We start from the raw sequence: 26045 nt of genomic DNA on the forward strand, positions 1-26045 counted from the left end.
ACCCTGTGGATAACTTCTCGACCATGTACTCACCGACCCCCGCCGACTGGCGCGAGACCAACAGAAAGCGCTGGGACGAGCGCGTCCCGATCCACCTCGCCAGCGACTTCTACGACGTCGCCTCCTTCCGCGCGGGCAAGGACGCCCTGCGCGACTTCGAGCGCGCGGAAGTGGGCGACGTACGCGGAAAGTCTCTGCTGCACCTCCAGTGCCACGTCGGCATGGACACGCTCTCCTGGGCCCGGCACGGCGCCGCCCGCGTGGTCGGCCTCGACTTCTCCGAGCGCGCCGTCGAGGCGGCCCGAGAGCTCGCGGCCGAGCTGGGCCTCGCCCCGGAGCGGGCCGCCTTCGTGGCCGCCGACGTGTACGACGCGGCTCAGGCGGTGCCCGACACCGCGTACGACATCGTCTACACCGGAGTGGGCGCGCTCTGCTGGCTGCCCGACATCCAGCGCTGGGCCGAGACCGCCGCCTCGCTCGTGGCGCCCGGCGGTTTTCTCTACGTCGCCGAGTTCCATCCCCTCACCGACATCCTGGACGACGCCACGGGCAGCCGCCTGGAGCACGACTACTTCGCGCGCGACGCGTGGGTCGAGGAGGACTCCGGTGGATACGTGGACACCACCACGCCCACCGTCCACAACCGCTCCGTCGAGTGGCAGCACCCCATCGGCGAGGTCGTCTCCGCGCTCGCCGCGGCGGGCCTGCGCATCGACTTCCTGCGCGAGCACGACATGACCCTCTTCCCGCGCTTCGGCGCGCTGGAGGTCCGCGACGGCGCCTACCGCTTCCCTGCGGACCGCCCCCGCGTCCCGCTCATGTACTCCCTGAAGGCGACCAAGGTCTGACGGCTGTCCGCGGAGACGCTCAGGGCAGTGGTGAAGGTGGGCGCAGCCACCCCTCCCGGCCCGGGTCGAACTCGCCCAGCTTCGCCCAGTCCCAGGCCCGCAGCACGTCCCGCCCCTGATCGTCGTCCCGTTTGATGACGGCGACGACGACATCGGCGATGTGCCGGGTGAGGAGCAGCGTCCGCAGTCGGGTGGCGACGCCTGTCCTGCGGTGGGCGGGCACCACCATCAGCTCGCTCAGCAGGAACACCCGCCCCGAAACGGTCTGCTCCTCGATCCCGGCCGGCAGGATGCCGCGAAACCCCTCCCACCACTCACCGGTGGGCGCGGCGCGGTAGCCGTAGAGGCAGCCGGCCAGGCCCCCCGAGTCGGCGACGACCATGTCGAAGTCGGGCTGCTGGACGTCGTGTTCGAAGCGCCGCAGAAAGCCCTGCCGGTCGCGGTACTCGTCGCCGGCCATGCCCTGATAGGCCTCTACGTAGAGGTTGGCGACGGATTCCCGCTGCTGCTCCGCCTGCCAACGGCTCAGCCGCCGCAAGAACACCTCTGCCATGCACGCCTCCCACCCCGCCCCCACTGGGGACGACTCCCCCTGCATTCCGGACTCCGCATCGTGACAGTACGGAACGCCCAGCGGAACGGGGCGTCAAGGATCAGCGCGCGGGATAGGCGTTGCCCGTCCCGTCGCAGCGCAGATCCCACGTCCCCTTGCCCTTGCTCTCGCCGTCGAGGTCCGGTTCGTGCACGCGTACGAGGACGTCGGCCGGCGTCTTGCCGCCGGGGATCGCGTCGGCGTTGGCGGCCGTGCACGCCAACTGGCTCACCGCGGTGTGGTCCAACTGGGCGATGACCACGGGAAGGTGGAGATCGACGGCGCCCCGCGCGGGCAGCGCGGTCACCCGGCCGCGCAGCTCCTCCGGGACCAGACTGGCGAGCCCGCGCTCCCGCTCCGCGTCGGTCGGCCCCGCGAGGAGCAGGTCGACGGCCTGCTGCGGTCCGACCGGGGTGCCGGACCTGCGGGACACGAACTGCATGCCCCATGGGCCGAGGAAGTCCAGTCTGGCGTCGTACGCGCGCGTGCCGGGCCGCACCGCGCCGGTCGCCGCCGCGCCCGCCGGGACGGGGCCGGTCGCGGACACCCCACAGCCGCTGACCGCGAGCACCAGGGTGAGCAGGGCGGACAGGGAGAGCAGCAGCCTCTTCACGCGTCCTCCGTAGAGCGCTCCGCAGAGCACTCCGTGTCGATCTCTGTGTCGATCTCTGTGGGTAGCTCTGTGGCCTGCCGCAGCGGCACGCGCAGGGTGAACACGGCGCCCGTGCCGGACGGCGAGTCGGCGGCGGCGAGCGTGCCGTGATGCAGGCGTACGTTCTCCATGGCGATCGCGAGTCCGAGGCCGCTGCCCTCGGAGCGGGTGCGGGCCGCGTCGGCCTTGTAGAAGCGGTCGAAGACCTGGGGCAGGACATCGGCGGGGATGCCGGGGCCGCGGTCGGCGACCTCGACGACGAGGGTGCCCCCATCGTCGTACGCCCGTACGAGCACCGGTTCGCCACCGTGCCGCAGCGCGTTGCCGACGAGGTTGGCGACGATCACGTCGAAGCGGCGTGGGTCGAGCGACGCCCGCAGCGCGTCAGGGAGTTCGGTGGTGACGCGGTCCTGCCAGCCACGCAGCTGGAGCGTCTTGTGGACGGCCTCCGCGACATCGAGGCCGTCGAGATGGAGGGCGGCGGCGCCCGCGTCGAAGCGGGAGATCTCCATCAGGTCCTCGACCATGCGGGCGAGTTTGCGTGTCTCGCCGCTGATGAGGCGCACCGCGTCGGCCGTCTCCGGGGGCAGCTGTCCGGAGTCCGCGTCCTCGTCGAGGACTTCGGTGACGGCGGTCATCGCGGCCAGCGGTGTACGTAGTTCATGGGAGACGTCGGCGGCGAAGCGGCGTGCGTTCGCCTCCATGCGGCGCAGTTCGGCGTCGTCCTTCTCCAGGGCGCCCGCCATGGTGTTGAACGTACGGCTCAGATCGGCGAGTTCGTCGTGCCCGGTGACATCGAGGCGAGTGTCGAGGGCGCCGGAGGAGAGCCGTTCGGCGGCCGTACGCAGTTGGCGCACCGGTCGCAGGACTCGGCGGGCGGCGAAGAGCGCGGGCACGACGGCGAGGGCGAGCGCGGGAACGGCCCCCGCCTGCGCCGCGGTGACGAGCGCCGAGATGTCGGCCTTCTCGTCCTTGAGGGAGAAGGTGACGTAGACGGTGAGCCCGGAGGCCGTACCGCGCTCCTGGCCACTCCGCTCGTCGCTGAAGTCCAGGGGCAGGCCGATGGTCAGCCACGGCTCGCCACCCCGGTCCAGACGCTGATGGACGGCGGCGTTCCGCTCGCGTACGGCCTCGCGCAGCTCCCCGGGGACCCGCGGCGGCTCGTCGCCCTTGGCGGTCACCGGCGGCCCGTCCTTGTACGCGGCCGCGGCCCGCCAGCCGCGGGAGCCGCCCGCACGGTCGAGCTGCAGGGCGAGGTCGCGGAGGTTGCGCGAGGTGGGCGGGAAGGGCACGTCCGGCGCGAGCGAGTCGAGCTGCGCGCGCAGGTCGTGCACGGCGGAGTCCTGGGTGCGGTCCAGGATGGCGTCGCGGGCCTGGCGGAAGGTGAGGGCCGCGGTGATGAGGGCGCTGATCGCGGAGACGACGAGGAAGGCGACGAGCAGCCGGGTGCGCAGTCCGCCGCGCGGCCGCAGGGCTTTCGCGACAGGCCGCAGGGCTTTCGCGACACGCCGCGGGCCCGCTCTCACAGCGGCCCGAACCGGTAGCCGAAGCCCCGCACCGTCTGGACGTACACAGGATGGCGCGGGTCGTCCTCGACCTTGCCGCGCAACCGCATCACGCACGCGTCGACCAGCCGCGCGTCACCGTAGAAGCTGTGCTCCCAGACCTGTTCGAGGAGCTGCTGGCGGCTGAAGACCTGCCCGGGGGCCGCGCAGAGGAACAGCAGGAGTTTCAGCTCGCTCGGTGCGAGAACGAGTTCGCGGTCTTCCTTGAAGACGCGCAACGCCACCCGGTCGACGGTGAGCGCCCCGTGGGCCTCGGTCCGAGCGGCCTCGGTGATCTCGGCGCCGCCCCCTTCAGAGGCCTCGCGCGGTACGACGCGCCGCAGCACCGCCCGCATCCGCGCTTCGAGCACCTCGCCGCTCGCGGGCTTGACCACGTAGTCGTCGGCGCCCGCCTCCAGACCTACGACCATGTCGACGTCGTCGCCGCGCGCGGAGAGGATGATGATCGGGACCTGCCGGGTCTCCCGGATGCGACGGCACACCTCAAGACCGCTCATCCCGGGCAGCATCAGGTCGAGCAGCACGAGGTCGGGCCGGAAGCGCTCCATGGCGAAGAGCCCGGACTCGCCGCTGCCGGCGGCCTCGATCTCGTGCCCGCGCCGCCGCAGCGCCAGGGTCACGCCCTTCTGCACGGCCGGGTCGTCCTCGATGAGCAGTACGCGAGTCACGTACGAGAGGCTACGTCTGCTTTGTGATGAATCGATGACCGTCGGCCCGAAGATCATTCCCAGTTCCGGATACGCGCGGAAGATATTCCGCCATGACGGCTCCGTTTCGTTGCCGACAACTCCCGTCCTACTCGCATTCGAGTGAACTTCCCCGGGAGGCCAATGCCTTGGTTTCCTCCTCTCCCGTCACTCGTTGAGCAGGGCTCAGGTCACGGTGCGGGAACAGGAACTCCCCGCTCGGCCGCGGCCGCGGCCGTCGTTCAGGCGTGGCACGAAGAAGGGAAAAGCTGTGAAGCTGAAGAAGAGCGCGACCCTCGTCACCGGTGCTGTCATGGTCCTGGGCATGGGCTCTCCGGCGTTCGCGGACGCCGGGGCGAAAGGCGCGTCCGTCGGCTCCGAGGGCGTCGCCTCCGGCAACGTCGTCCAGGTTCCCGTCCACGTTCCGGTAAACGTCTGCGGCAACACCGTGAACGTCGTCGCTCTCCTGAACCCGGCGGCCGGCAACAAGTGCGTCAACGCCTGATGTAGGACCCGGCTGTTCCGGCGTCTTCGCCGGCCCGGCAGCCTTCCGGCTGTGGGGGCCGGTTCCCATCGCATCGCACAGAGAAAGACCAGTAGATTGCGACAGGTCCTAAGCAAAGGAATGCTCTCCGCCGCGGCCGCCACGAGCATCCTGTCCCTGTCCAGTGTCTCCGCGTTCGCCACTTCCGAGGCGAATGGGCAGACCCAGGACTCGTCCGGCATCCTGTCGGGCAACACCGTGCAAGCGCCGGTGGAAGTACCGGTCAACGTCTGCGGCAACTCGGTGAACGCCGTCGGAGCCGCCAACCCGGCGGCCGACAACAGCTGCGGCAACTCCTCCGCACCCGCCGAGCACCACCCCGGCCCCTCGCACCGGCCGTCGGGTCCGGCGGCGACGGAGCGAGCCGAACACCGCACCACCGGTACCACCCGCACCAGCGGTGCCAGTGCGCACGGTGAAGCGGTCCGCTCGTCAGGGGCGCTGTCCGGCAACAACGTGATGGCCCCCGTCAAGGTCCCGGTCAACGTCTGCGGCAACCACGTGGGCGTCGTGTCCATCGCCTCGGGCGCCATGGGCGGCGACTGCGTCAATGGGGACCAGCGGTACGCCGATACCCCGCCGGGCCACGCCACCAAGCCGGGCCCGGGCCCCGGGCCCCGGCCGCGGCCCCGGACCGAGTCCGGCCCCCATGCCGCCCACGAGGTGTCGACGTCCAAGGCGTCCAAGGCGTCCAAGGCGTCCGCGGATTCCAAGGCGTCCGAGGCGTTCAAGGCGTCCAAGGCGTCCAAGACGCCCGAGCCGCCGAAGCACGAGCCGCAGACGACCCGGTCCGACGACCCGGTCGGCGAGGCCGCTCCCGGGGCGCAGTTGGCCGCCACGGGCATGGACGCGGCGCTGCTGGGAGCGGCGGCCGGGAGCGCCGGGCTGCTGCTCGGCGGCGCGATCCTCTACCGCCGGAGGTTCGCCACGTCGCCCCGCCGCTAGGTCGTCCCGCCGCCCCGCCGCCAGGCCGGCCTGTCACGAGGCCGGCCCGACGCCGGCGGCACATCCCCGCGAGCACCATCAGTCGAGCCCCGCTGCCTGCCAGGCAGCGGGGCTCGACATGGCAGACGCCGGCAGGGAAGTCTGGACGCGAGCGCTTCCCTGCCGACGCGCGAGGTGGGGCGGCCGGCCCGTTGGGGGTGTCGCTCGCCCACGGCATGGATGCCGACGGCTGGAAGGGAGGCGACCCGGCCTGTCCCGTGCAGCACCTCCAGTGCACCACCTGACGGCTCGCGCGGAACGTGACCTTCACCCGTTCGCCCGCCGCGTCACTCAGAAGAGCGGCCGGGGATTGGTGGCCCGGCTTCGGTGGACCATCGCATACACGGAAGCCGGGCCCGGTGCCGTCTCCGCGTCACCTGAGGCGAGCGTAGGGGCCGAGGGCCGCGGGCAGGCGTGCCACGCCTCGCGGGGGCCGCGGTTCCACCCGATCAGCGCGGTCGTACGTCGGTGACGGCTCGCTCCCTGGACGCCTGGCCGGGGACCACGGCGGGGGTGCGCTCCTGCGGCCGACTGCTGAAGCTGAAGGGGAAGGCCATCAGGACCTTCCGGGCCCGCCGTCTGAGGGTGAAGGCCATCAGGACCTTCCGCGCCCGCCGCCCGAGGGTGAAGGCCATCAGGGCCCGCCGCGCCCGGCGCCTGAAGGCGAAGACCGCCAGGGCCCTCCGCGCCCGGCGGGCCATGCCGTCCCACAGCCGCCGCGTCACACGGCGGAGCCACAGGCGGCGCAGGGCCGCCCCGGGGCCGGGGTCGTCGCCCGCGTGCCAGGCGAACTCGACGGGCGGTGAGGGATCGCGCCGACCGGGGCGGGGCAGCAGGCGCAGCGCGGTCAGCGGGGCGTAGTTCTCCACGACGAAGGTGCGTCCCTCAAGGGGGTGCGGGGCGGGGACGGGCCGGTACGTGAGGTCCAGGTGCAGCGCGCGCACCACGTCCGTGCCCGCGCCGTCGGCGAAGAGGCGGAACTGGGCCCCCGGGCGCGGGTTGAAGTCGATGAGGTGGAAGTCGCCGGTCACGGCGTCCCTGCGGAAGTCCAGGTCGAAGATTCCCCGGTAGTCGAGGGACGCGATCAACCGCTCGGTCACGGACCACAGTTCGGGGTTCGCGGTCCATTCGCCGCTCACCGTCAGGCCTGCCGAGCGCGGCCAGGAGCGGTGCTTGACGCCCGTACCGCCGCCGCGTACGACGCCGTCCTGGCCGACGCAGCCGTGGGCGAACCAGTCCGCGTCCCGGGCGCCCGGCACGAAGGCCTGCAGCAGCAGCCGGCTGCCGGCCTCGGTACGGCGCTCGAAGAGGGCCGCCGCCTCGTGCGGGGAGCCGATCAGGATGGTGCTGCGCAGCCCCGCGCCGTGCGGGAGCAGCCAGGGGCGGCTCCACTTCGCCACGACGGGGACGCCGAGCCGGGCCACGGCGCTGACGGCGTCGGCGGCGGAATCCGGCGTCAGCGTCACCGGGTGCGCCACGCCCGCCCGCGCGCAGACCTGCGCCAGGGCGGCCTTGTCCGCGACGCGCTCGGCCGTGCCGCCCGTGGAGCGGGGCAGCAGGAAACGGTCGCGCAGCCGCGTGTGCAGGGCGCTGACCGCGAGGGCGCCGGCGTCGTCCAGGGGGATCAGCACGGCCGGCGCCGCGAGGTGGCGCGTGACGCGGTGCAGCGCGGCGGCCACCTCGTCGAGCGGCGCCCCGGGGGCGGGCGGCGGGTACAGCCGGTGCAGATGCCGGGAGTGTCTGACGGGGCTGCCGTGGTCGTCCGCCACCAGGTGCACCTGCACCCCCGCGCGCCCCAGGGAGCGCACGGCGCCCAGCGTCCCGTGGTGGAAGGGATTGCGGTCGGTCCTCAAAAGAACCGCGGGAATTCGTGTGTCCAGAGGAGGCAAGGTCGCCCTCACTGCTCGATCGTCCATATGGGCGATGTGACGGATCGCGGGATTAGAAACTCGATTGGCGCAATAGAAATAAATATGACGAGGTGTCAGTGGGCGGCGGCGGAAGAAGAGGAAGAGGAGCGGTTATGGATTCGGGTGCATGGCGTCGGCGGCACGGAAAACGTCTCTCCTTCGTCGGTTTCGGTGTCGGGGTCGTTTCGGCGGTGGCTCTCGCCGCAGTGCCGGGGTATGCGACGGGGATCGTGCGCGACGGTGAACCGCCGGGGGGCACTCCGCAGGCACCTGGTGCTCCTGCGGCTTCCCCGGCCCCTGCGGCACCCGCGGCTTCCGTGGTCCCCGTGCCTCCCGTGGCCCCGCTGGCCTCGGTCGGCCCGGTCGCGCCCGCGGACCCGGCGGCTCCCGTCTCCGCCCCGGAGAAGGCGCCCGCCTTTGGCGCGTATCTCGACTACGGCCCTCGCGGGGTGCGGCGCATCAGCGAGCTGAGCGAGTGGCTGGGCGGGGCCGAGCTCCGGGTCGGGCACACCTACCTCCCCGGCGACCTGTGGAGCAATATCGAGGGCGCCCCCGGCTTCCTGGCGGACTGGGCGCAGTGGCGCAAGGAGAAGGCCGACAGGCTCTTCGTCCTCAATGTGCCGATGCTCGAACGGAACGAGGAGGGGGTCGATGACGGCGACGTCGCGGGCATGCTGCGGCGGGGCGCCGCCGGTGACTTCGACCGGCACTTCCGCGTGCTCGCCGAACGCCTGGTCGACCTGGGCGTGCCCGACACGGTGGTCGTGCTGGGCTGGGAGATGAACGGCACGACCTACACCCATCGCTGTGGCCCGGACCCGGAGTCCTGGAAGAGGTACTGGAGCAGGATCGTCACCACGATGCGTTCGGTGGCCGGACAGAAGTTTCAGTTCGACTTCACGCCCAGCAGAGGGCGCGACGCCATTCCCTGGACTCGGTGCTATCCAGGTGACGATGTCGTCGACATCATCGGCATGGACTCGTACGACCAGCCGCGCGGAATGTCATTCGACGAGCAGGTCGCGGAGCCGTACGGGCTCCAAAAGCACGTCGGTTTCGCGGCTGCGCACAAGAAACCCATTTCTTATCCCGAATGGGGTCTGTTCCGCAACGGCGACAACGAAGAATACATGCGCGGCATGCTGAAATGGATGGACGAGAAGAAGCCGCTGTACAACACGGTCACCGACTACTGCCCGCACGGTGTCTGGCAGTGCAAGGAGAATCCCGAGTCGTCCGAGGTCTACCGCGATCTGCTCTCCGGGCGCGGCGGCGACACCCCGGCCGTGCCGACCGAACCGGTGAAGCCGCCCCGGCCGGTGGACCCGCCCGACTGCACGCCGCTGCACCTCGGCGACTGGATCGAGAGCTGGCTCGGCGAGGAGCCGTGCCTGCCGTTCGACTGGTGGCAGGACGAGTGACACCCCTGAACCCACCGCACGCCGCGGTGGCGCGGCCCCTCACGACGGGGCCCCGCCACCGCGGCCCGCCTCCCGCTCCTCACGGCGTGCCTCCCGCTCCCGCAGCCGCTCCTTCGCCCACCGCCGGGCCGACGCGTCCCAGACCGCCGCGGACAGCAGGGGGGCCGTGCGCCCGCGCGCCAGCAGGAAGCGCTGGTTGGTGACCGGCTCGGGGCGCCAGTGGTGCTTGTACGGCTCGTTGCCGCGCAGCAGGCTCAGCGCGCGCCGCTGTTCGCCGCCCGTGTGGCGGGTGCACGCGTCCAGGAGCATCGTGGCCACGTCCACCTTGCGCTCCCGCAGCCGGGGATGGGCGCCGTACAGATAGCCGCCGGCCAGCGTGCCCGACAGGAGCGTCAGGTCGGCGGCCAGCACCTCGCCGTCGAGGCGGAACTCGGTCACCACCGCCTCGCCGGCCGCGACCATCGGCCGCATCGAGCGCAGCAGGTGTTCGCGGAAGCGAGGCCGCAGATGCTCCGAGGTCACCTTGCGGCCGCTCCACTGCAACTGGTGCAGGCGCAGCAGGGTCCGCAGCGAGGCCTCCACCTCGTCGGCGGGCACGATGCGGCTCTCCACCCCCAGCTTCGACAGCTTGCGCATCTTGGCCCGGGTGCGCTGGGCCCGCGGCGTCGGCAGGCGCTGGAGCAGCTCCTCCATGGGCAGTGCGGGCAGCTCCAGGCAGGGCGAGTCGGGCAGCGCCCGCTTCGGTCCGGGCCACCGTTCGTGGACGTCCTCCACGCAGGCGCCCGGCCGGACCTCCCCGAAGTCGATCAGCGCGGTCGCGGCCAGCTCGGAGAGCCCCGCCACCAGTGCCTCGGTCCCGGCCCGGCGCGCGGCGCCGTCCACCAGTACGTCCGTGAAGTCGGAGATCGCGCCGCCGAGCGGCTTCAGCGCCGGAAGCGGACGGCGCACCCGCATCAGCGGGGCCGCGGCGATCAGCCGGTCGCCCTCGCGGACCAGGAGCACCCGCAACCGCCCGCGCCGCCCGTAGGACCGCCACCAGGAGGAGAGCCACGCGTGGCTCTGGAAGGGCGTCGCCGACTCGCAGGACCGGTACAGCCGCCCCCACGGCCCGGCGAGCGCCTCGAACTCGCCCTCGTCCACGCACAGCCGGGTGCTCAGGCAGGTGTTCACGAGGCCCATGCCCGTCGCCGTGCTCATGGCGCGCTCCGGACCATGGCGGACGCGGGACCCGGGACCGACGCCCCGGCGGCCGCCTCCGTACGCCCCCGGGGACGTACCAGGAGGGCGAGCCCGCCGAGCAGCCCACCGGCGCACCCGCCGACCAGGGACGTCACCCCGGCGGAGAGCGAGGACGGGGCGGAGGGCTCCAGCGCCCGGGAGAACTGCAGCAGTTTGACCTGGGTGCTGCCCTTGGAGTGGTTGGCGCTCGTGGCGAGCGAGCGGGCCACCGCGTCGGCGGTGACGGCGGCGGACGCGGGCTTCTCCGCCGACGCCGAGACCGCGATCATCGGCGCGTCGGGGGAGGTGGCCACCTTGACGCTGTCCCGCAGCTCCGTGGCCGACACGCCCGCCGCCACCTGCGCGTCGCCCAGCACGGCCAGCTGCGTCGCCACCCGGCCGTACGCCTGGGCGAACCCGAGCGCCGTGGCGGGATCCGACTTCCCCTGCGGTACGGCGACGACGTAACTCGTGGCGGTGTACTGCTCCGTCTGCACCGCGCCGTACCCGGCGCCGGTCAGAAGACCGAGGGCCGCGCAGGCGGGCAGGGGCCACCAGCGGGGCAGCGGCGTGAGGCGGGCGCGCAGGGCGGTGGCACGCCGCGCGAGGCCGGCGCGCACGGTGGCGGCACGCCGCGCGAGGCCGGCGCGCAGGGCGGCGGCACGCGAGCACTCGTTCGTGGAGTCAGTGGAGTCCGTGGAGTCCGTGGAGTCGCTCATCGAGGTTTCACCTCCAGGGTCGAGCCGGGGGCGACCGACGCGTAGACGCGCATCAGCCGTCCGGCGCTGCGGGTGATGCTGTAGTGCCGCACCGCTGCCGGTGCCGGGCGGCGCGGGGGGACGGCGCCGCGCAGGCCGTGGAGGGACCGCGCGAAGGAGTCCGGATCGCTCGGGCAGTACGAGGCGTTCGCCCGCCCGTCGGCCGGGAGGTCGTCGACGGCGGGGCAGGACGCGTAGAGCACGGGAAGCCCGCAGGCCAGGCCCTCCACGAGCGCGAGCCCGAAGGCCTCCTCGGGGGAGGGGGAGGCGAGGGCGTCCATGGCGGACAGGAGCGAGGGCAGGCCCGGGACGCCGTCGGCGCCGCCGCTCTCCTCGTGGGCGGCCTCACCGGCGAACCGCACCCGCCCGGCCAGGCCGAGCCGGTGGGCCAGCCGCCGCAGCTCCGGCTCCTCGGGACCGGCGCCGACCAGCAGGACGGCGATGTCCTCGGGGAGTCGAGCGGCCGCGTGCAGGAGTACGTCGAAACGCTTGCCGCCGGCCAGCCGGCCCACGCCGCCGACGACGAACGACGAGTCGGGCAGCTCCAGCCGCCGCCGGGTCCTGGCGCGGGCGGCCGGGTCGTACCGGAAGCGCTCCACGTCGATGCCGTTCGGCACCACCCGGATGCGCTGCCGGGGCACCCCCCACCGGGACAGCCGCCGCTGGACGGCGGGGGAGACGGCGACCGTCATCCGCCCCAGCCGCTCCCCGGCGAGGTACAGCGCGCGGACCCCGGCGGTCAGCGGTCTGCCCTCCATCTGCGAGTCGCCCAGGGAGTGTTCCGTGGCCACCACCGCGCGCACCCCCGCCATGCGGGCCGCGATACGCCCGTACAGGCAGGCCCGGTAGAGGTGGGTGTGGACGGCGTCGTACCGGCCCGCCTTGATGATCCGGGCCAGCCGGGGCAGCGCCGCGACATCGCGGTTGCCGGACATGCCGAGGTCGGCCACGCGCGTACCGTCGGCGACGATGCCCCGGGCCACGGTGCCCGCGTGGGTCAGCGTGACCACGTCGCAGTGGGCGGGCAAGTGGCGCAGCAGCAGGCGTAGTTGCAGCTCGGCGCCGCCCACGCCGAGGCCGGTGATGATGTGCAGGACCCTCATTCGGTCACCGCCGAGCGGTCCAGGACGCGGCGCCTGAGCCGGTTCGTCCACAGCTTCAGCCGCAGGCGCGGGGCCGTGTCGTTCTGGCCGATGTGCACCCGGGGCAGCGCGAAGGGTCCGCAGAGGGGGCCGGGGGCGATCGCGCAGGCGTAGCGGTATCCGGCCTCCCGTACGGCGGACATCACCCGCTCGTCGACGTGGCCGTAGGGGTGGCAGAAGCCCTGCGCCTCGACGCCGGTGAGGTCGGTCAGCGCCGCCCGGCTGCCGCTGACCTCGCGGCGCAGCAGCCGGTCGTCGGCCGTGGTCAGGTCGACGTGGGTCAGTCCGTGCGAGGCGATCTCCATGCCGCACTTGGCGGCGCGGCGGATGCCGTCGGCGTCCAGGAGCGGCTTGCGGGGGCCCAGCGGGTCCCAGGCGTTGTCGCCGTCGAGGCGGCCCGGCAGGACGAACACGGTGGCGGTGCAGTCGTGGCGCCGCAGCAGCGGGATCGCCTCGTCGACGAAGTCGCGGTAGCCGTCGTCGAAGGTGAGCCCCACCAGGTTCCGCTCCTGGCCGCGCGCGCACGCGTCCAGGAGGTGCCGCATCGACACGCCGCGCAGGCCCTGGCTCCGCAGCCACCGCAGCTGGGCGTCGAGGCGGTCGGGGGACACGGTGACGCGGTACGGGTCGTCGAAGGGGTCCGCGACGGAGTGGTACATCGCGATCCAGGCGGGGACTCCGGGCGCCTTGGGCCGCAGGAAGGGCTCGTCGGCGGTGGGGAGGGAGGAGGGGGAGGAGGGGGCGGAGGGGCCGGACGGGGTGAGGTCAACGGACATGACGCAGCTTTCCTGTGACGGAGCGGAGGGCGGACGGCCAGGGCTGCGCGCCCAGAAGCAGGCCGAGCAGTACGAAGGAGACGGTGACCACCGCGCAGCCCGCCAGGGCGGCGAGGGCGGGCTGTCCCACCCGCCCCGCGCACAGGGCGCCGAGCACCGTCGCGCCCCCGGCGGCGAGCGTCAGGCGGCCCAGCTGCCCGGCGACCTTCCGCGTCCTGATGGGCACGGTGCGCGGGCCCGTCCCGCGCAGCAGGAGCAGCGCGGTGACGCAGATGCCGGTGGCGTTCGCGGCGGCGAGGCCGTGGACGCCCCAGGTGCCGACGCTCAGGAAACCGATCCCCCCGGTCATGACGATGCCGATGGACATCGCGAAGAACGGGATCCAGGTGGTCCTGGCGACGGAGAAGTGGGCGCGGGCGAGCGCGCCGACCAGCGTGTGGCCCAGCAGGCCCAGCGCGTAGACGCGCATCACGGACGCGGTGGTGGCGCTGTCCCGGGCGGTGAAGGCGCCGCGCTGGAAGAGGAGTTCGATGAGCGCGGGCGCGGTGGCGACGACCGCGGCCGCGCCGAGCAGCACCATGCAGCCCGCGAGGACGAGGTCGCGTTCGACGCGGTCGCGGGCCCGCTCCGTCTCGCCGTCGGCCAGCGCGCGGGCGACCACGGGGAAGGTGACGGTGCACAGCATGAGGGAGAGCACCATCGGCATCTGCGCGACCTTCTGCGCGTAGTTCAGATGCGAGATGGCCCCGGCGGGCAGCGACGAGGCCAGGAACCGTTCGATGAGGACCTGCGACTGACGGCAGAGCGCGAACAGCAGGACCGTCCAGATGATCGCCGTTTGCAGCGTCCTGTCCGGCGCCGGGCCCTTGACGGCCGGAGCGACGCCCGGCCCGCGCCGCAGCCCCCGCCGCAGCTCCCGCCAGAGGGAAGGCGCCTGGACGGCCACCATGAGCGCGCCGCCCACCGCCACACCCGCCGCGGCGGCCCGCACACCCCAGGGCGCCGCCAGCACGAACAGGGCGGCGATGATGGCCGCGTTGTAGGCGACGTACACCGTGGCCGGGGCGACGAACCGCTGGTGTGCTCGCAGCGCCGCGCTGCAGTAGCCGGTGAGGCCGAAGGTGAAGGCGCAGGTGGCCGTCAGCCGCGTGCAGTCCACCGCCCGCCGCGGATCGGGCAGGCCCGGCGCGAGCAGCGCCACCACGTAGGGCGCCGCCGCCATGAGCACCAGCGCGGCGGCGGCGAACCACAGCGACATGCGCGGCAGCGAAGCCCGTACGAGGTCGCGTACGGGGTCGCGTACGGGGTCGCGTACGGAGTCGGTGGCGTGACCGTCCGCGCGGCGGGCCAGCGCGAGGCTGAACGCCGGTACGAGGAAGAAGGCCAGGCCGTCCTCGATGAGCAGCGTCGCGGCCAGCTCGGGGAGCGTCCACGCCACCAGGAAGGCGTCGGTGTCGGTACCGGCACCGAAGAAGTGCGCCAGCGCCTGGTCCCGTACGAGCCCGAGCAGCGAACCGGCCACCGACAGGGCGGCCGTGACCAGCGCGGCCTTGGCGAGGAAGGAGCTGCCGGTCTTCTCGGGCGGCGCTCCCGCGCGCGGGTCGCAGGGCGGTGCGGCGACAGGTGCGGTCCCCGCGGCCACCGCAGGTGGCACCGTCGTCATCGCGCGCCCGCCTCTTCCGCTTCCGCTTCCACGGGAGCGCGCGAGCCGACCGCCCACCACGCCGCGACGCCGAGGGCGACCGCCGTCAGCACGGTCGAGGGCCCGCCGATGTCCGCGTACACGAAGTCGGTCAACTGCCAGATCAGCAGCCCGCAGGCGAGCAGCGCACAGTCCAGCTCGGGACCGCCAGGACCGCCAGAACCGTCCGAACCGCCTCCCTGCCGCGCACACCGGCGCTTCCACCGCAGCAGCCCGCACACCAGCAGCGCCGCCCATCCCCCGGCCAGCGTGGCGAGACCGAGCAGCCCCTGTTCGCTGAGGACGAGCAGGTACATGTTGTGCGGCGACAGCAGCGGCTGGCGGATGAAGCCGGTGCCCGCCCCCGCGGTGTCGCTGCCGGAGGACAGGGCCAGCGAGGCGTGGGTGTCGCGGTGTTCGGGGAAGCCCTTCAGGCCCACGCCGGTCACCGGCCGCCCGCGCCACATGTCCGCCGAGGCCGCCCACATCGTGTACCGGTCGATGACCGACTGGTCGGGGGCGTCCGTGACCTGGGTGATGCTGCTGAGCCGCTCCTGGAGCACCGCCGAGCCCACGCCGAGCCCCGCGACGAGCACCACGGCCGCCGCCGCCCCGGCCACCAGGACCTTCCCCGCGCGACGCGCCCCCGCGAGCAGCAGTACGCCGAGGCACGCCGCCGCCGTGGCGATCCACGCCCCGCGGCTGAACGACAGGGCGAGCGGCACGGTCAGCAGGGCCGCGCACACCGTGGCGGCCGTGCGCTGGCGCGGCGCGTGCGGGCGGAAGGCCAGCGCCAGGGCGCAGATGAGTCCGTACGACACGACGGTGGCCATCCCCATGACGTCCGTGGAACCGAACGTCCCCACGGCGCGGATGTCCTCGCCCATGTACGAGGCCCCGGTGCCGGTCAGGTTCTGCTGTACGCCGATGGCGCCCTGCCACAGCGCCAGCGCCACGAACGTCCAGGCGACGACGCGGAAGTGGCGTACGTCCCGCACCAGGATCAGCACGGCCGCGGGCACCAGCACGAAGATCTGCAGATAGCGCGCGGCGCCCGCGACACCGGTCGCCGAGGACGACGCGCCGAACGCGGCCACGGTGATGCCGACGACCGGAAGCCCGAGGAGCACCGCGGCGGTCCTGCTCAGCGGGCGCCGCCCGGTCCGCGCCAGATGGACGACGCAGTAGCCGACGACCAGGGCGGAGACCGCGTCGGCGACCGTGCCGGTTCCGGTCCCGCCCCCGGTGCCTGACGCCTCGTCACCGGCCGGCACCGGCAGGGCCAGCAGCGCGACCAGCAGCACGACCGGCAGGACCGGACCGCAGCGCCTCAGCTCGCGCAGGACGACATCGCGTGGGGGCACGGCGCTCAGCTCCCCGTACGGCGTACGAGACAGCCGAGCGTGCGCAGCAGGATGCACATGTCCTGCCAGAAGGACCAGCTGTCGATGTAGGCGTTGTCGAAGCGGCACCGGTCCTCGATGGACGTGTCCCCGCGCAGGCCGTGGATCTGGGCGAGCCCGGTGATGCCGGTCGGCATCCGGTGCCGCCGCGCGTAGTCCGGGTAGGCCTGGCTGAACTGCGCGACGAAGAAGGGGCGTTCGGGCCGGGGGCCGACCAGGCTCATGTCACCGCGCAGGACGTTCCACAGCTGCGGCAGCTCGTCCAGCGAGGTGCTCCGCAGGAAGCGGCAGAACGCGTTCATCCGCCGCTCGTCGGAGACGGTCCACCGCGTCGCCGCCTCCTGCGGGTCGGCGGGCCGGTGGGTACGGAACTTCAGCAGCGTGAACAGCCGCCCGTCCTTGCCGACCCGCTCCTGACGGAAGATCACACCGGGCCCTTCCACGGCCCGCAGCACCAGCGCGCAGGTCAGCAGCACCGGAGCGGCCACCAGCAGCGACGCCCCGGCCACCGTGATGTCCAGCAGCCGCTTGCCCACGCTCGTCCGGCGCCGCCCGGCGAACACGAGGGGGCGGCAGGAGAACCCGGCCACGTACTGCCGGGCCCCGTCCGGCGCCGGGGCCAGCTCCGCGTGGCGCGGTTCGATCTCCCACAGGTCGCAGCCCAGGCCGCTCAGCGCCGGCAGCCGGCCTGCGAGCCCGGGGCCGGTGCCGGGGAGCAGGAGCACGGCGCGTACGTCGTTCTGGATCACCGCCCGGTGTAGCTCGTCCTCCGTGCCGAGCACCGGCAGCTCGTGTCCGGAACCGACGGGCTCTTCCGCGGTCGGCTCCGTCCCGCCGTTCCCTTCCCCGGGCTGTTGCTCGGTGTCGCTCACCACGCCCACGGGCCGCATGCCGCAGCGCGTGCGCCGCAGCAGGGCCGCGGCGACGGCACGTGCCTCGTCGGATGGGCCGAGGACCAGGACCGGCCGGGGCCTGCGCAGGGCGTACGCCCGCCGGTGCCAGTGCACCAGGGCGCGCCCGCCGACGCCGAGCAGACACTGGGCCGCGCCCACGGTGACCAGGGCGGACAGGGGGAGCGGCGGCACCGGGACGGGGAGGGCAGGGGCGAGGACGGCGGTGAGGGACCAGCCGAGCGCGACACGCGCGCCGAGCGAAGGCACCTCGTCGAGGGTGGCGGGCAGGGCGGTGAACTCGTACAGCCGCCCCTGGGTGTTGAGGGCGAGGACGACGGCGAGCAGCAGGGGCGCCAGTACGGCGTACCGCCGCGGCTCGTCGAGCAGGAGCAGGGGGAGCAGCGCGGCGGCGGAGTCGACGGCCACCAGCGCGGCGACCGAGCGCCGCCGGCGGGACGGGCGCCGCGTGCGTGCCTCTGCGGGCGGACCCTTCGCTCCCCGGGGGGCGACGACGAAGGTGCCGGGCGAGGCGTGGGTGTCCTGCCGTGACGGACCTGACGAGGAGGCAACGGTTCTTTCCGCACTCACGGGATGGTGCACTCCCTGTACTCGGTGGGCGCCGCGCCAAGAAGCTCGCGGTACACCACGTCGATGGCGTCCGCGGCGCGCCGCGCGTCGTGGTGGTCCAGGACATGCCGGCGGCCCCGCCGGCCGAGCGCGTCGCGCAGCTCCCCGTCCCGCAGCAGGGCGACGAGGGCCCGGGCCAGCGCGGAGGGGTCCTCCGGTGGTACGAGGGCGTGCGCGCGGCAGCCCGACGGCAGGCTCTCCCGCGCGCCGTCCACGTCGGTGACGACAACGGGCCGGGCGCAGGCCATGGCCTCCAGCGGGGCCAGCGCCATGCCCTCCCACCGCGAGGGCAGCACCACGACGTCGGCAGCCCGGTACCAGTCGGCGGCGTCCCGCGCCGCCCCGGCGAAGGTCACGGACGCGTCCGCCCCCTCGCGCAGCCGGGCGGCGTCCGGCCCGTCCCCGACCAGCACCAGACGGGCGCCGGGCACCCGCGCGGTGACCGAGGACCAGGCGCGCAGCAGGACGTCCTGCCCCTTCTGCCGGCAGAGCCTGCCCACGCAGACCACGAGGGGGGCGCGGGCGAAGGAGCCGGGCAGCAGCCGGTTGCGTGCGGTCTCCGGGGGGCCCGGCACGAAGTGATCGACGTCCACGCCGTTGGGGATCACCGAGTAGGACCCGGCGATGCCCGCGCGGCGGCCGGTGACCCACTCGGCCTCGCTGACGCAGACGATGCGGGTCGTCCAGCGGGCGGCGCGGCGCTCCCAGAGCCGGGCCAGGAGCGCGGTGGCCCCGCCGACCGCCTCGAAGGACCAGGCGTGCGGCTGGAAGACGGTCGGGATCCGTCCGCGCAGCGCGATCCGCGCGGCGAGCCCGGCCTTGGCGCTGTGGGCGTGGACGAGCGTGGGCCGTACGGACGCGATGACGCGGTTCAGTTCCCTCGCCTCGGCGCGCAGCCGGGGCCCGGGAGAGCGCGACGCGGCCCAGGGGTGGTGCCGGACACCGGGCGGCAGCCGGGCCAGGACGCCCTCGTCCGGGCAGGCCACGTGGACGTCCATCCCCGCCGCCGCCTGAGCGGCGGCGAGGCCGGTGACGACTCGCGCCACACCGCCGTCCACGGGCCGGCTGACGTGCAGGATCCGTGGGCGAGAGGGTGCTGACGGCAGAGGCATGCGCAACTCCCTGTCTTCTCGCCGCCGGGCGGTGAAGAACTCTGAACCACGACCAAGTCGGTCATTCGCACTGAATGCATGAATGTTGAGTCTTTGAATGCTGAGTCTTTTGTCTGAAATGTCTCTTAAGGCAGCGTCACTGTAGCCGCTGAGAGCGGCGGCTCCGACGACCCCGGCGCGTGTGTCTCCGCCGTCCGTACGCCGATCCGTACGCCGATCCGTACGCCGTCGCGGAAACGAGGTCGCGGAAACGAAGTCGGCCGTACGTCACTCGTCCGAGGGCGCAACTCGTCGAGCAGGTCAGCAGTTGATCCCCATATACGGCCGCACTGGTCCGTACGAGTCACCCTCACGCAAGGAGCAACACCCCATGTCGCTTAGCACCAAAGCCTTCGCTCTGTCCGCCGTCGCCGTCGCCGCCGTGATCGTTCCCGCGGGCATCGCCGTGGCCGACAGCGGCGCACACGGCGCCGCCGCCAACTCCCCCGGCGTGCTCTCCGGCAACGCCGTGCAGGTGCCGGTCCACGTCCCCGTGAACGTCTGCGGCAACACCGTCGACGTCGTCGGCGTGCTGAACCCCACGTTCGGCAACGTGTGCGTCAACGACTGACACGTCGTCCGACCGAACGGCCGTCCCCGCGCAGGCGGGGGCGGCCGTTCCGTGTTCCGTCCGAGTTCCGTGGTGGTGCCCCGAATGGGGGTCGCCCGGCAGGGGGTCGACTGCCCGTCACATCCCCTCCCACCTGCGCGGACGCGACCCGGCCCCGGAGAGGCGCACTGCGTGGCGGAGCCGCTCGGTTGCGAGCGGCCTCCAGCGCTCTCACGGTGATCACAAGATCTGACGCATCACCGAAAGGGACCACCTATGCGTGCTCTGCCCGTACGGCGCATCGCGACCACCGCCCTGTGCGCGACGCTGCTTGCCGGCATGGCCGGCACCGCCGTCGCCGTCCACGACGACGGACCCGGCGACGAGACCCGGACCGCGCCCCGCGCGCTCGCCCCCGCACCGGAGGCGCTGCTCGGCCAGACCAAGCAGCTCCACGATGTCGGCCGGGTCGTCACGCCGGTCACGGACATGCTCACCGCGGCGCTCGAGGCCAAGGGCAACAAGCTCTCCCCCGAGGACGTCCGGAGACACCGCGACGCGGTGAAGAAGGCGATCCAGGCGGCCGCCGCCAAGCCCAAGGCGCCCCAGGTCCCGGCGGCCAAGCCCCAGACACCCAAGGACCCGGCGGCCAGACCTCAGGCACCCAAGGACCCGGCGGCGAAACTCCAGGACCCCAACACCTCGGCGAACATCCCCCAAGCCCAGAACCCGCAAGCCGCCAACCCGCAAGCACAGAACCCGCAAGCCACCAATCCCCAAGCACAGAACCCGCAAGCCCAGAACCCCCAAGCACCCGACGCCCTGGCACCCAAGCCCCAGGCGTCCGGCGTCCCGGCACCCAACGCCGCGGCCGAGTCCAAGGCCGCGGCCGAGTCCAAGGCGCGAGCCCTGGCCGAACTGCAGAAGTCGGCCGACGCCCTGCTCGCACCGGCCGGCGCGGGCGACGCGGCGGCCGTGCGGGCGCAGGCCCCCAAGGTCCTCACCAGCCTGGTCGACGTGGTCACGGCCGGTCTGCAGGGTCTGCCGAGGTCTCCCGCGGCCCCGGGCCAGTAGCGGCCGGCCGGGGTTGGGGGAAGTCGGGGCTCAGGGGTTTCCGTTTCCGTACCGGCCTGTGCTCGTTAGCTCCGGTGAAGTGAGACGACAGGCAGAACGATGCCTGAAACGGTGCCCCATAGGCGACAAGAGTTGCCAGAGAAAGGAACATGATGAAGGCCCTGAAGGCTGCCGCTGTCCTTGCCGGTTCGATCGCCGTCGCCGGTTCCGCCGCGCCCGCATTCGCCAACTCCGCCGTTCCCGCCAATCTGACCGGCGCGGTCGAGACGCTCGCCGGTGACTCCGTGCCCAACACGAAGTCGTTCAGCGCCCAGACACCCGTCACTGAGGAAGACGCCGTCAGGACGGTCACGGGCGCCACGCAGAAGCTGAACCCGGCCGGCGGCCCCAGCCAGCTTCTCGGTGGACTTCCCCTCGCCAAGTAGGGCGCGTGTCCGCGGTCGCGCCGACACCGGCCTGGGGAAGACCAGTTCGAGCTGGGCCACATGAGTGACAGCGCGGCCGGACCCGCTCTTCGGCGTCTATACGGTTCCCGTCATGACCTCCACTGAACTGCCCCGCCAGGTAAGGCCGAGGGTCGCCGCCGACAGGCCGGACGAGGTCGGCCGAGGGTTCGGCCTGCTTCTGATGATCGCCGGAGCGGCGGGTCTGCTGGCGGCATGGGTCATCACCCTCGACAAGAACAAGCTGCTCGAAAACCCCGACTACACACCCGGGTGCAGCCTCAACCCGGTCGTGGCGTGCGGCAACATCATGAAGAGCGAGCAGGCATCGGCATTCGGGTTCCCCAATCCGATGCTCGGCCTTGTCGCCTACGCCGTCGTCGTCTGTGTCGGGGTGAGCCTCCTGAGCGGAGCCCGATTCCCGCGCTGGTACTGGCTGACCTTCAACGGGGGCACGCTTTTCGGAGTCGCGTTCTGCACCTGGCTGCAGGTCCAGTCCCTCTACCGCGTCAATTCGCTCTGCCTGTGGTGCTGTCTGGCCTGGGCCGCCACCATTGTCGTGTTCTGGTACGTCACCTCACACAATGTGCGCCGCGGATTCCTGTCGGCACCCAAAGGGGTACGTGTCTTCCTGAGCGATTTCCCGTGGGCTCTTCCCGTACTGCACATGGGCGTCATCGGCATGCTCATCCTGACGCGCTGGTGGGACTTCTGGACCGGCTGAGAGCCGAGCCGTTGCCACCGCGAAGCCCCCGGCGGGAACGCTCGCCGGGGGCTTCGGTCTGCGGGCTTCAGTGGCCGTGGCCGTGGCCGGAGTGGCCCCCGTGGCCGTCGGTGTTCACGCACTTGTTGCCGAAGGCGGGGTTCAGAGCACCGATGACGTCGATGGTGTTCCCGCAGACGTTCACGGGGACGTGGAGCGGGGCCTGGACCACATTGCCCGCGATGACCCCGGGGGAGTCGACGGCTTTACCCTGCGCACCGGCATCCGCCATGGCCGCGCTGCCACCGGCGAGCACGACAGCGCCGGTGCCCAGGGTGACAGCGGCGGCCTTCGCGATGCGAGACATCAGTTCTCCTTCTGGTCGGGAAGCACGGCTGCTGTGCACAGCCGCTCGCTCCTAACGACCGCTGTCATGGTGAAGTCACGGAGAGAGGTGCCTAGCGGAGCCTCGCCCCCCGCCTGGCCAGGTAGCGCACCGGATCGATGTCCGAGCCGTAGCCGCGGCGGGCCCGTATCTCCAGGTGGAGGTGGGGGCCGGTGGCTCGCCCCGTCGCGCCGCTGCTCCCGATGCGGGCGCCGGTACGGACCCGCTCCCCCCGGCGGACCAGGATGCGGGAGAGATGGGCGAAGACGGCGTAGTGGCCGTCCGGCATCCGCACCGTCACCGCCTTGCCGTACGCCCCCGCCCAGCGAGCCAGTACGACGACACCGGCCCCCACGGCGTACACGGGCGTCCCCCGTGGCACCGCGAGGTCGATGCCCGTGTGGTGCCCGGCGAGCCAGTCACCGCGTATCCCGTAGCGCGCGGAGACCCGGAAGCTGCGGCGCAGCGGCAGGGTGTAGCGGCGGCCGGCCGGCAGCTCCGGGGTGAGCCCCCGGAGCTCCCAGGGCGGGATCTCGGTCTCCGCCTCGGCCAGGGCCGCCTCGAACTCGGCGTCGTACCCGCCTCCCACACAGACGTCGTCCGTTCGCGCGGTGGCACGGTGTGCGGTCAGCGGGACCGCTCCGACGGCCAGGATTCCGGCGGCGACACGCAGGGCGTGACGCCGCGTGGGAGGCGCTGTTCGCGCCATCTCTATGTCGTAACCATCCATGCTCCACAGCTCACTAGCGGTGGGCCCGGCACGCATCCCGTGGCGTCCGTGACTACGCCAGGCGGATCAATCACGGCATGGGGCGCCGTCACATGAAGGACATGCCGCCGCCCACGACGCAGGACTTGCCGTACTTCCAGTCGCACTCGACCGGGCCGACGACGGTGTCGACGCGAACGGCCGGGCCCGTGGGCGCGGCGGCGGTGGGGACGAACACCAGCAGCGGCACCAATACCACCGCCAGCGCCAGAAGCAGCCTGAGGTGAACCGACACGTCCGTTCTCCTCGTCATCGTCGTATCCCGAGACCCTCTGATCCTGCGCAGATGTCACTCATGATCGCTATTCCGTCACCAAGGGTGACGGAAGGGGCGGCTCCTCCGAGTGGGGGAGACGGGGCGCCGGGGCCGCGACACAGCGCCGCCCTTCGGCCGTGAGGCGGCGGGCGGCGCATACGTTGGGCGGCGTGAAGATCGATTGCGTCGGTGGGGGGCCCGCCTCCCTGTACCTGGCCATCCTCGCCAAACTCCGGGAGCCGGCTCACGAGGTCACCGTCCACGAGAGACACGCGGCCGGCGCCAGCCACGGCTGGGGCGTCACGTACTGGCCCGACCTCCTGGAGGAGCTCCGCGCCCAGGATCCCGTGTCCGCGCGCGCCATCGCGGAGCAGTCCGTGTGCTGGCGCGGCGGCTTCGCGTACGTGGGGAGGAGGACCACGGCCCACGACGGCGACGTGGGCCACGCCATCGGACGCCACCGCCTGCGGACGATCCTCGTCGACCGCGCCCAGGAGCTGGGTGTACGCCTGGAGTTCGGCACCGGGATCGGCGGCTGCGCGGACCTGCCCGACGCGGACCTCGTCGTCGCGGGTGACGGCGCCCACAGCAGGCTCCGTACGGAGAGCGCCGCCCACTTCGGTACACGCGTGACCACCGGCGCCAACCGCTTCATCTGGCTCGGCACGACCCGGGTCTTCACCGCGTTCACCTTCGCCTTCGTCCAGACCGAGCACGGCTGGATCTGGTGCTACGCCTACGGGTACAGCTCCGGGCACAGCACCTGCGTGGTGGAGTGCTCCGCGGCCACCTGGGCCGGCCTCGGCCTCGACCGGCTCGGCCACGGCGACGCCCTGCGCCTGCTGGAGAAGCTCTTCGCCGAGATGCTCGACGGCCATGAGCTGCTCGGCCGCGGTGACATCGAGGGCCACGCCCAGTGGCAGGCCTTCCCGACGGTCACCAACGAGTCCTGGTCCCACGGCAACCTCACCCTCATCGGCGACGCCGCCCACACCACGCACTACTCGATCGGGGCCGGCACCAGCCTCGCGCTCCGGGACGCCGTGTGCCTGGCCCGCGCGGTGGCTTCCGCCACCCCGCCGGAGCTGCCCGCCGCGCTCGCGCGCTACGAGCGGGAACGCAAGCAGGCCCTGCTCTCGACGCAGAGCGCGGCCCGGCACAGCGCCCAGTGGTACGAGAACCTGCCCCGGTACATCGGCCTTGAGCCGCGGCAGATGTTCGCGCTGCTCGGCCAGCGTCATTCGCCGCTGCTTCCCTATGTGCCGCCCCAGCTCTACTACCACCTGGACCAGACGGTCGGCCGGCTCCCCTCCCTGCGCCGGCTCAAGCAGAGCCTCGGCCCGCGTCTGGCACGTGCCTTGCAGAGCCGGCGGCCCCGGTCCTGAGGCAGGTCGGGGTGGCGGTGGCGGACCAGTGCGCTTTCCATCCATTCACCCGAATGGCCCAATCCGCCGGGTGGTGGATGCGGCCGGTCCGATCGCCGACGGCCCCGGAATGGCGTAGTCCCGCAGGCCGCTTCCCGCGCACCGGGTGACTCTCCGCCTTGCGCGGCGGACGACGGCGGCGCGCGATGGACATGAGGCGTGCGTCGTCCCGTGCGGATTGGTTCTGCCCGTCGCATGCTCCAAGGGAGTGATCACCCATGACGCAGGGCGAGGCCTTCACCAACCCCGACGCGCTCAAGGGCCTGACAGCCTACGACCGGACCGGTGAGAAGATCGGCAGTATCGAACGGGTCTACCTCGACGACCGCAGCGGCCGTCCCGAGTGGGTGACCGTCAAGACCGGCCTCTTCGGCATGAAGGAGAGCTTCGTACCGCTGGCGGGGGCCCGCCTGCGCGGCGACGACCTGCACGTCACGGCCACCAAGGAGGCCGTGAAGGAGGCCCCGCGTGTGGACGCCGACCAGCACCTCGACCCCGGCCAGGAGCACGAGCTCTACGCCCACTACGGGCTGACCCGTCCCGGCGCGGCGGCGACCGGAACCGGCATGGGCACGGCGCGCACCGGCATGGGCACGGCCGACGCCCCCGGGCCCCCGCTCGCCGGGGCGGGAGCGGGCCATGGCCGTCACGCCGGCCAGCGGGAGTACGCCACGCGCGCGGCGGCGGGCGACAAGACCAAGGAGCAGGAGCTGGTGCGGTCCGAGGAGCGGCTGCGGGTCGGCACCCAGGAGGAAGAGGTCGGACATGCCCGGCTGCGCAAGGTGGTCGTGACCGAGGACGTCACGACGTCGATCCCCGTCTCCCACGAGGAGGTCCGCGTCATACGTGAGCCGATCGGCGAGGGCGACCGGGTGCGCGGCACCACCATCGGCGAGGCCGAGACGGAGGTGACCCTGCACTCCGAGAAGCCCGTGGTGAGCAAGGAGACCGTGCCCGTCGAACGCGTGCGCCTGGAGACGGAGAAGGTCACCGAGACCCAGGAGGTCTCCGGCACCGTCCGCAAGGAGCAGATCGAGTTCGACGACGCCAAGGGTGAGCGCGGCGGCATGATGGGCGAGGGCTGGCGCGACCGGAAGCGGGGTCCGGGGCACTGAGGCCTCCGGAGGCTCTGGGTCCCTGGATCCCTGGATCCCTGGATCCCTGGATCTCTGGAGCGATCCTGAGGGGAGCACTCACACGAGTGTTCCCCTCTGCTCTGTGTCCGCGTCGGCGCGCCCGGCCCGCCAATCCCCATGCCGGCCGGACTGACTCAGCCGAGCGCGGCGGCCAGGACCCCCGACACCACGGCGGTGGCGGTCGCGGTGGACAGCAGCATGACTCGCCCGCGCCTGCGTCTGCGCCACACCCCGGCCCACAGACGCCACCCGGCGACGGAATCGTTTCTCCTCACGGCACGTACGTGCGCGGACAGCTCGGCGAGGCCGTCAGCAGGACCGTCCGCAAGACCATCGGCCTGCCTCAACCGCACGCACCACTCGCAGTGGTCGAGGCCGGAGTCGAGGTCTCCCGGCCAGGGCATCGCGTCGTCGTCAGAAACCGCCATGCCGAGTCCAACGACGCACAGCCGGG

27 protein-coding genes are annotated in these 26045 nt (G+C 72.7%); 10 read left to right on the plus strand and 17 right to left on the minus strand.

The annotated features are described in order from the left end of the window. Window positions 1-23: 23 nt before the first annotated feature. The gene (locus ACWDZ7_RS18565; protein ID WP_451798147.1) at window positions 24-848 is read left to right on the plus strand and encodes a class I SAM-dependent methyltransferase; all 825 of its coding nucleotides are present in this window, start codon (window positions 24-26) and stop codon (window positions 846-848) included. 19 nt (window positions 849-867) lie between these two features. Here the strand turns inward: ACWDZ7_RS18565 and ACWDZ7_RS18570 are convergent, their stop codons facing one another. The 4 genes from ACWDZ7_RS18570 to ACWDZ7_RS18585 form a co-directional block, all read right to left on the minus strand. Next, window positions 868-1401 carry a GNAT family N-acetyltransferase gene (locus ACWDZ7_RS18570; protein ID WP_451798148.1) on the minus strand — a complete coding sequence of 178 codons (534 nt, stop codon included), beginning with the start codon at window positions 1399-1401 and terminating at the stop codon, window positions 868-870. Window positions 1402-1501: 100 nt separating this feature from the next. Next, a complete protein-coding gene (locus ACWDZ7_RS18575; protein ID WP_451798150.1) occupies window positions 1502-2053 on the minus strand; it encodes a hypothetical protein in 552 nt (183 codons plus the stop codon). Then, complete coding sequence (locus ACWDZ7_RS18580; protein WP_451798151.1) at window positions 2050-3618, minus strand: ATP-binding protein; 1569 nt, start codon at window positions 3616-3618, stop codon at window positions 2050-2052. The genes ACWDZ7_RS18575 and ACWDZ7_RS18580 overlap by 4 nt, the downstream gene beginning before the upstream one ends. Then, window positions 3615-4325, minus strand: a complete 711-nt coding sequence (locus ACWDZ7_RS18585) for a response regulator (RefSeq protein WP_451798152.1) — start codon at window positions 4323-4325, stop codon at window positions 3615-3617. Before ACWDZ7_RS18585 ends, ACWDZ7_RS18580 begins: the two co-directional genes overlap by 4 nt. 295 nt (window positions 4326-4620) lie before the next feature. Between ACWDZ7_RS18585 and ACWDZ7_RS18590 the strand changes: the two genes are divergently transcribed. Together ACWDZ7_RS18590 and ACWDZ7_RS18595 are read left to right on the plus strand one after the other, a co-directional pair. Continuing rightward, window positions 4621-4848 carry a chaplin gene (locus ACWDZ7_RS18590; protein WP_451798442.1) on the plus strand — a complete coding sequence of 76 codons (228 nt, stop codon included), beginning with the start codon at window positions 4621-4623 and terminating at the stop codon, window positions 4846-4848. Window positions 4849-4968: 120 nt separating this feature from the next. Beyond that, window positions 4969-5832, plus strand: a complete 864-nt coding sequence (locus ACWDZ7_RS18595) for a chaplin (protein ID WP_451798153.1) — start codon at window positions 4969-4971, stop codon at window positions 5830-5832. Between the two features lie 488 nt (window positions 5833-6320). Here ACWDZ7_RS18595 and ACWDZ7_RS18600 read toward each other — a convergent pair whose 3' ends face one another. Beyond that, window positions 6321-7787: a carboxylate--amine ligase gene (locus tag ACWDZ7_RS18600; protein ID WP_451798155.1), complete on the minus strand. Its 1467-nt coding sequence runs from the start codon at window positions 7785-7787 to the stop codon at window positions 6321-6323. Window positions 7788-7894: 107 nt separating this feature from the next. On the opposite strand from ACWDZ7_RS18600, the gene ACWDZ7_RS18605 reads away from it, so the two are divergent. Continuing rightward, window positions 7895-9202, plus strand: a complete 1308-nt coding sequence (locus tag ACWDZ7_RS18605; protein ID WP_451798156.1) for a glycoside hydrolase family 26 protein — start codon at window positions 7895-7897, stop codon at window positions 9200-9202. Between the two features lie 39 nt (window positions 9203-9241). Here the strand turns inward: ACWDZ7_RS18605 and ACWDZ7_RS18610 are convergent, their stop codons facing one another. From ACWDZ7_RS18610 to ACWDZ7_RS18645, 8 genes are read right to left on the minus strand one after another with little or no spacing between them, the layout of a single operon-like run. Then, window positions 9242-10399, minus strand: coding sequence for a GNAT family N-acetyltransferase (locus ACWDZ7_RS18610; protein ID WP_451798158.1), 1158 nt, complete (start codon window positions 10397-10399; stop codon window positions 9242-9244). Then, on the minus strand, window positions 10396-11139 hold the full coding sequence (locus ACWDZ7_RS18615; protein WP_451798160.1) for a lipopolysaccharide biosynthesis protein: 744 nt from the start codon (window positions 11137-11139) through the stop codon (window positions 10396-10398). Before ACWDZ7_RS18615 ends, ACWDZ7_RS18610 begins: the two co-directional genes overlap by 4 nt. Beyond that, window positions 11136-12281 carry a glycosyltransferase gene (locus tag ACWDZ7_RS18620; protein ID WP_451798161.1) on the minus strand — a complete coding sequence of 382 codons (1146 nt, stop codon included), beginning with the start codon at window positions 12279-12281 and terminating at the stop codon, window positions 11136-11138. The genes ACWDZ7_RS18615 and ACWDZ7_RS18620 overlap by 4 nt, the downstream gene beginning before the upstream one ends. Continuing rightward, window positions 12278-13096, minus strand: a complete 819-nt coding sequence (locus tag ACWDZ7_RS18625; protein ID WP_451798163.1) for a polysaccharide deacetylase family protein — start codon at window positions 13094-13096, stop codon at window positions 12278-12280. The genes ACWDZ7_RS18620 and ACWDZ7_RS18625 overlap by 4 nt, the downstream gene beginning before the upstream one ends. Continuing rightward, a complete protein-coding gene (gene murJ, locus ACWDZ7_RS18630; protein ID WP_451798165.1) occupies window positions 13086-14759 on the minus strand; it encodes a murein biosynthesis integral membrane protein MurJ in 1674 nt (557 codons plus the stop codon). The genes ACWDZ7_RS18625 and murJ overlap by 11 nt, the downstream gene beginning before the upstream one ends. Further along, window positions 14756-16141 (minus strand): O-antigen ligase family protein, encoded by a 1386-nt coding sequence (locus tag ACWDZ7_RS18635; RefSeq protein ID WP_451798167.1) that lies wholly within the window; start codon window positions 16139-16141, stop codon window positions 14756-14758. Before ACWDZ7_RS18635 ends, murJ begins: the two co-directional genes overlap by 4 nt. 5 nt (window positions 16142-16146) lie before the next feature. Then, window positions 16147-17661 (minus strand): exopolysaccharide biosynthesis polyprenyl glycosylphosphotransferase, encoded by a 1515-nt coding sequence (locus ACWDZ7_RS18640; protein WP_451798168.1) that lies wholly within the window; start codon window positions 17659-17661, stop codon window positions 16147-16149. After that, complete coding sequence (locus ACWDZ7_RS18645) at window positions 17658-18812, minus strand: glycosyltransferase (RefSeq protein ID WP_451798169.1); 1155 nt, start codon at window positions 18810-18812, stop codon at window positions 17658-17660. The genes ACWDZ7_RS18640 and ACWDZ7_RS18645 overlap by 4 nt, the downstream gene beginning before the upstream one ends. Window positions 18813-19182: 370 nt before the next feature. Here ACWDZ7_RS18645 and ACWDZ7_RS18650 point away from each other — a divergent pair, with 370 nt between their 5' ends. From ACWDZ7_RS18650 to ACWDZ7_RS18665, 4 genes are all read left to right on the plus strand, one after another. Continuing rightward, entirely contained in the window at window positions 19183-19422 is a 240-nt protein-coding gene (locus tag ACWDZ7_RS18650; RefSeq protein ID WP_451798171.1) for a chaplin, read from the plus strand. Between the two features lie 255 nt (window positions 19423-19677). Then, complete coding sequence (locus tag ACWDZ7_RS18655) at window positions 19678-20475, plus strand: hypothetical protein (protein ID WP_451798173.1); 798 nt, start codon at window positions 19678-19680, stop codon at window positions 20473-20475. A 149-nt stretch (window positions 20476-20624) separates the two neighbouring features. Next, window positions 20625-20900: a hypothetical protein gene (locus tag ACWDZ7_RS18660; RefSeq protein WP_451798174.1), complete on the plus strand. Its 276-nt coding sequence runs from the start codon at window positions 20625-20627 to the stop codon at window positions 20898-20900. Window positions 20901-21012: 112 nt separating this feature from the next. Then, window positions 21013-21642, plus strand: coding sequence for a vitamin K epoxide reductase family protein (locus tag ACWDZ7_RS18665; protein WP_451798176.1), 630 nt, complete (start codon window positions 21013-21015; stop codon window positions 21640-21642). A gap of 67 nt (window positions 21643-21709) precedes the next feature. Here the strand turns inward: ACWDZ7_RS18665 and ACWDZ7_RS18670 are convergent, their stop codons facing one another. From ACWDZ7_RS18670 to ACWDZ7_RS18680, 3 genes are all read right to left on the minus strand, one after another. Continuing rightward, on the minus strand, window positions 21710-21988 hold the full coding sequence (locus tag ACWDZ7_RS18670) for a chaplin (RefSeq protein ID WP_451798178.1): 279 nt from the start codon (window positions 21986-21988) through the stop codon (window positions 21710-21712). Between the two features lie 91 nt (window positions 21989-22079). Continuing rightward, window positions 22080-22715, minus strand: coding sequence for a M23 family metallopeptidase (locus tag ACWDZ7_RS18675; RefSeq protein ID WP_451798179.1), 636 nt, complete (start codon window positions 22713-22715; stop codon window positions 22080-22082). A 109-nt stretch (window positions 22716-22824) separates the two neighbouring features. Beyond that, entirely contained in the window at window positions 22825-23010 is a 186-nt protein-coding gene (locus ACWDZ7_RS18680) for a hypothetical protein (RefSeq protein WP_451518937.1), read from the minus strand. 191 nt (window positions 23011-23201) lie between these two features. Between ACWDZ7_RS18680 and ACWDZ7_RS18685 the strand changes: the two genes are divergently transcribed. After that, a complete protein-coding gene (locus ACWDZ7_RS18685) occupies window positions 23202-24416 on the plus strand; it encodes an FAD-dependent monooxygenase (protein ID WP_451798180.1) in 1215 nt (404 codons plus the stop codon). Window positions 24417-24673: 257 nt separating this feature from the next. Then, the gene (locus tag ACWDZ7_RS18690; protein ID WP_451798182.1) at window positions 24674-25570 is read left to right on the plus strand and encodes a PRC and DUF2382 domain-containing protein; all 897 of its coding nucleotides are present in this window, start codon (window positions 24674-24676) and stop codon (window positions 25568-25570) included. A gap of 155 nt (window positions 25571-25725) precedes the next feature. Here ACWDZ7_RS18690 and ACWDZ7_RS18695 read toward each other — a convergent pair whose 3' ends face one another. After that, a complete protein-coding gene (locus tag ACWDZ7_RS18695; protein ID WP_451798183.1) occupies window positions 25726-26019 on the minus strand; it encodes a hypothetical protein in 294 nt (97 codons plus the stop codon). Window positions 26020-26045: the final 26 nt, after the last annotated feature.

The organism is Streptomyces sp. NPDC003032 (assembly GCF_053591415.1).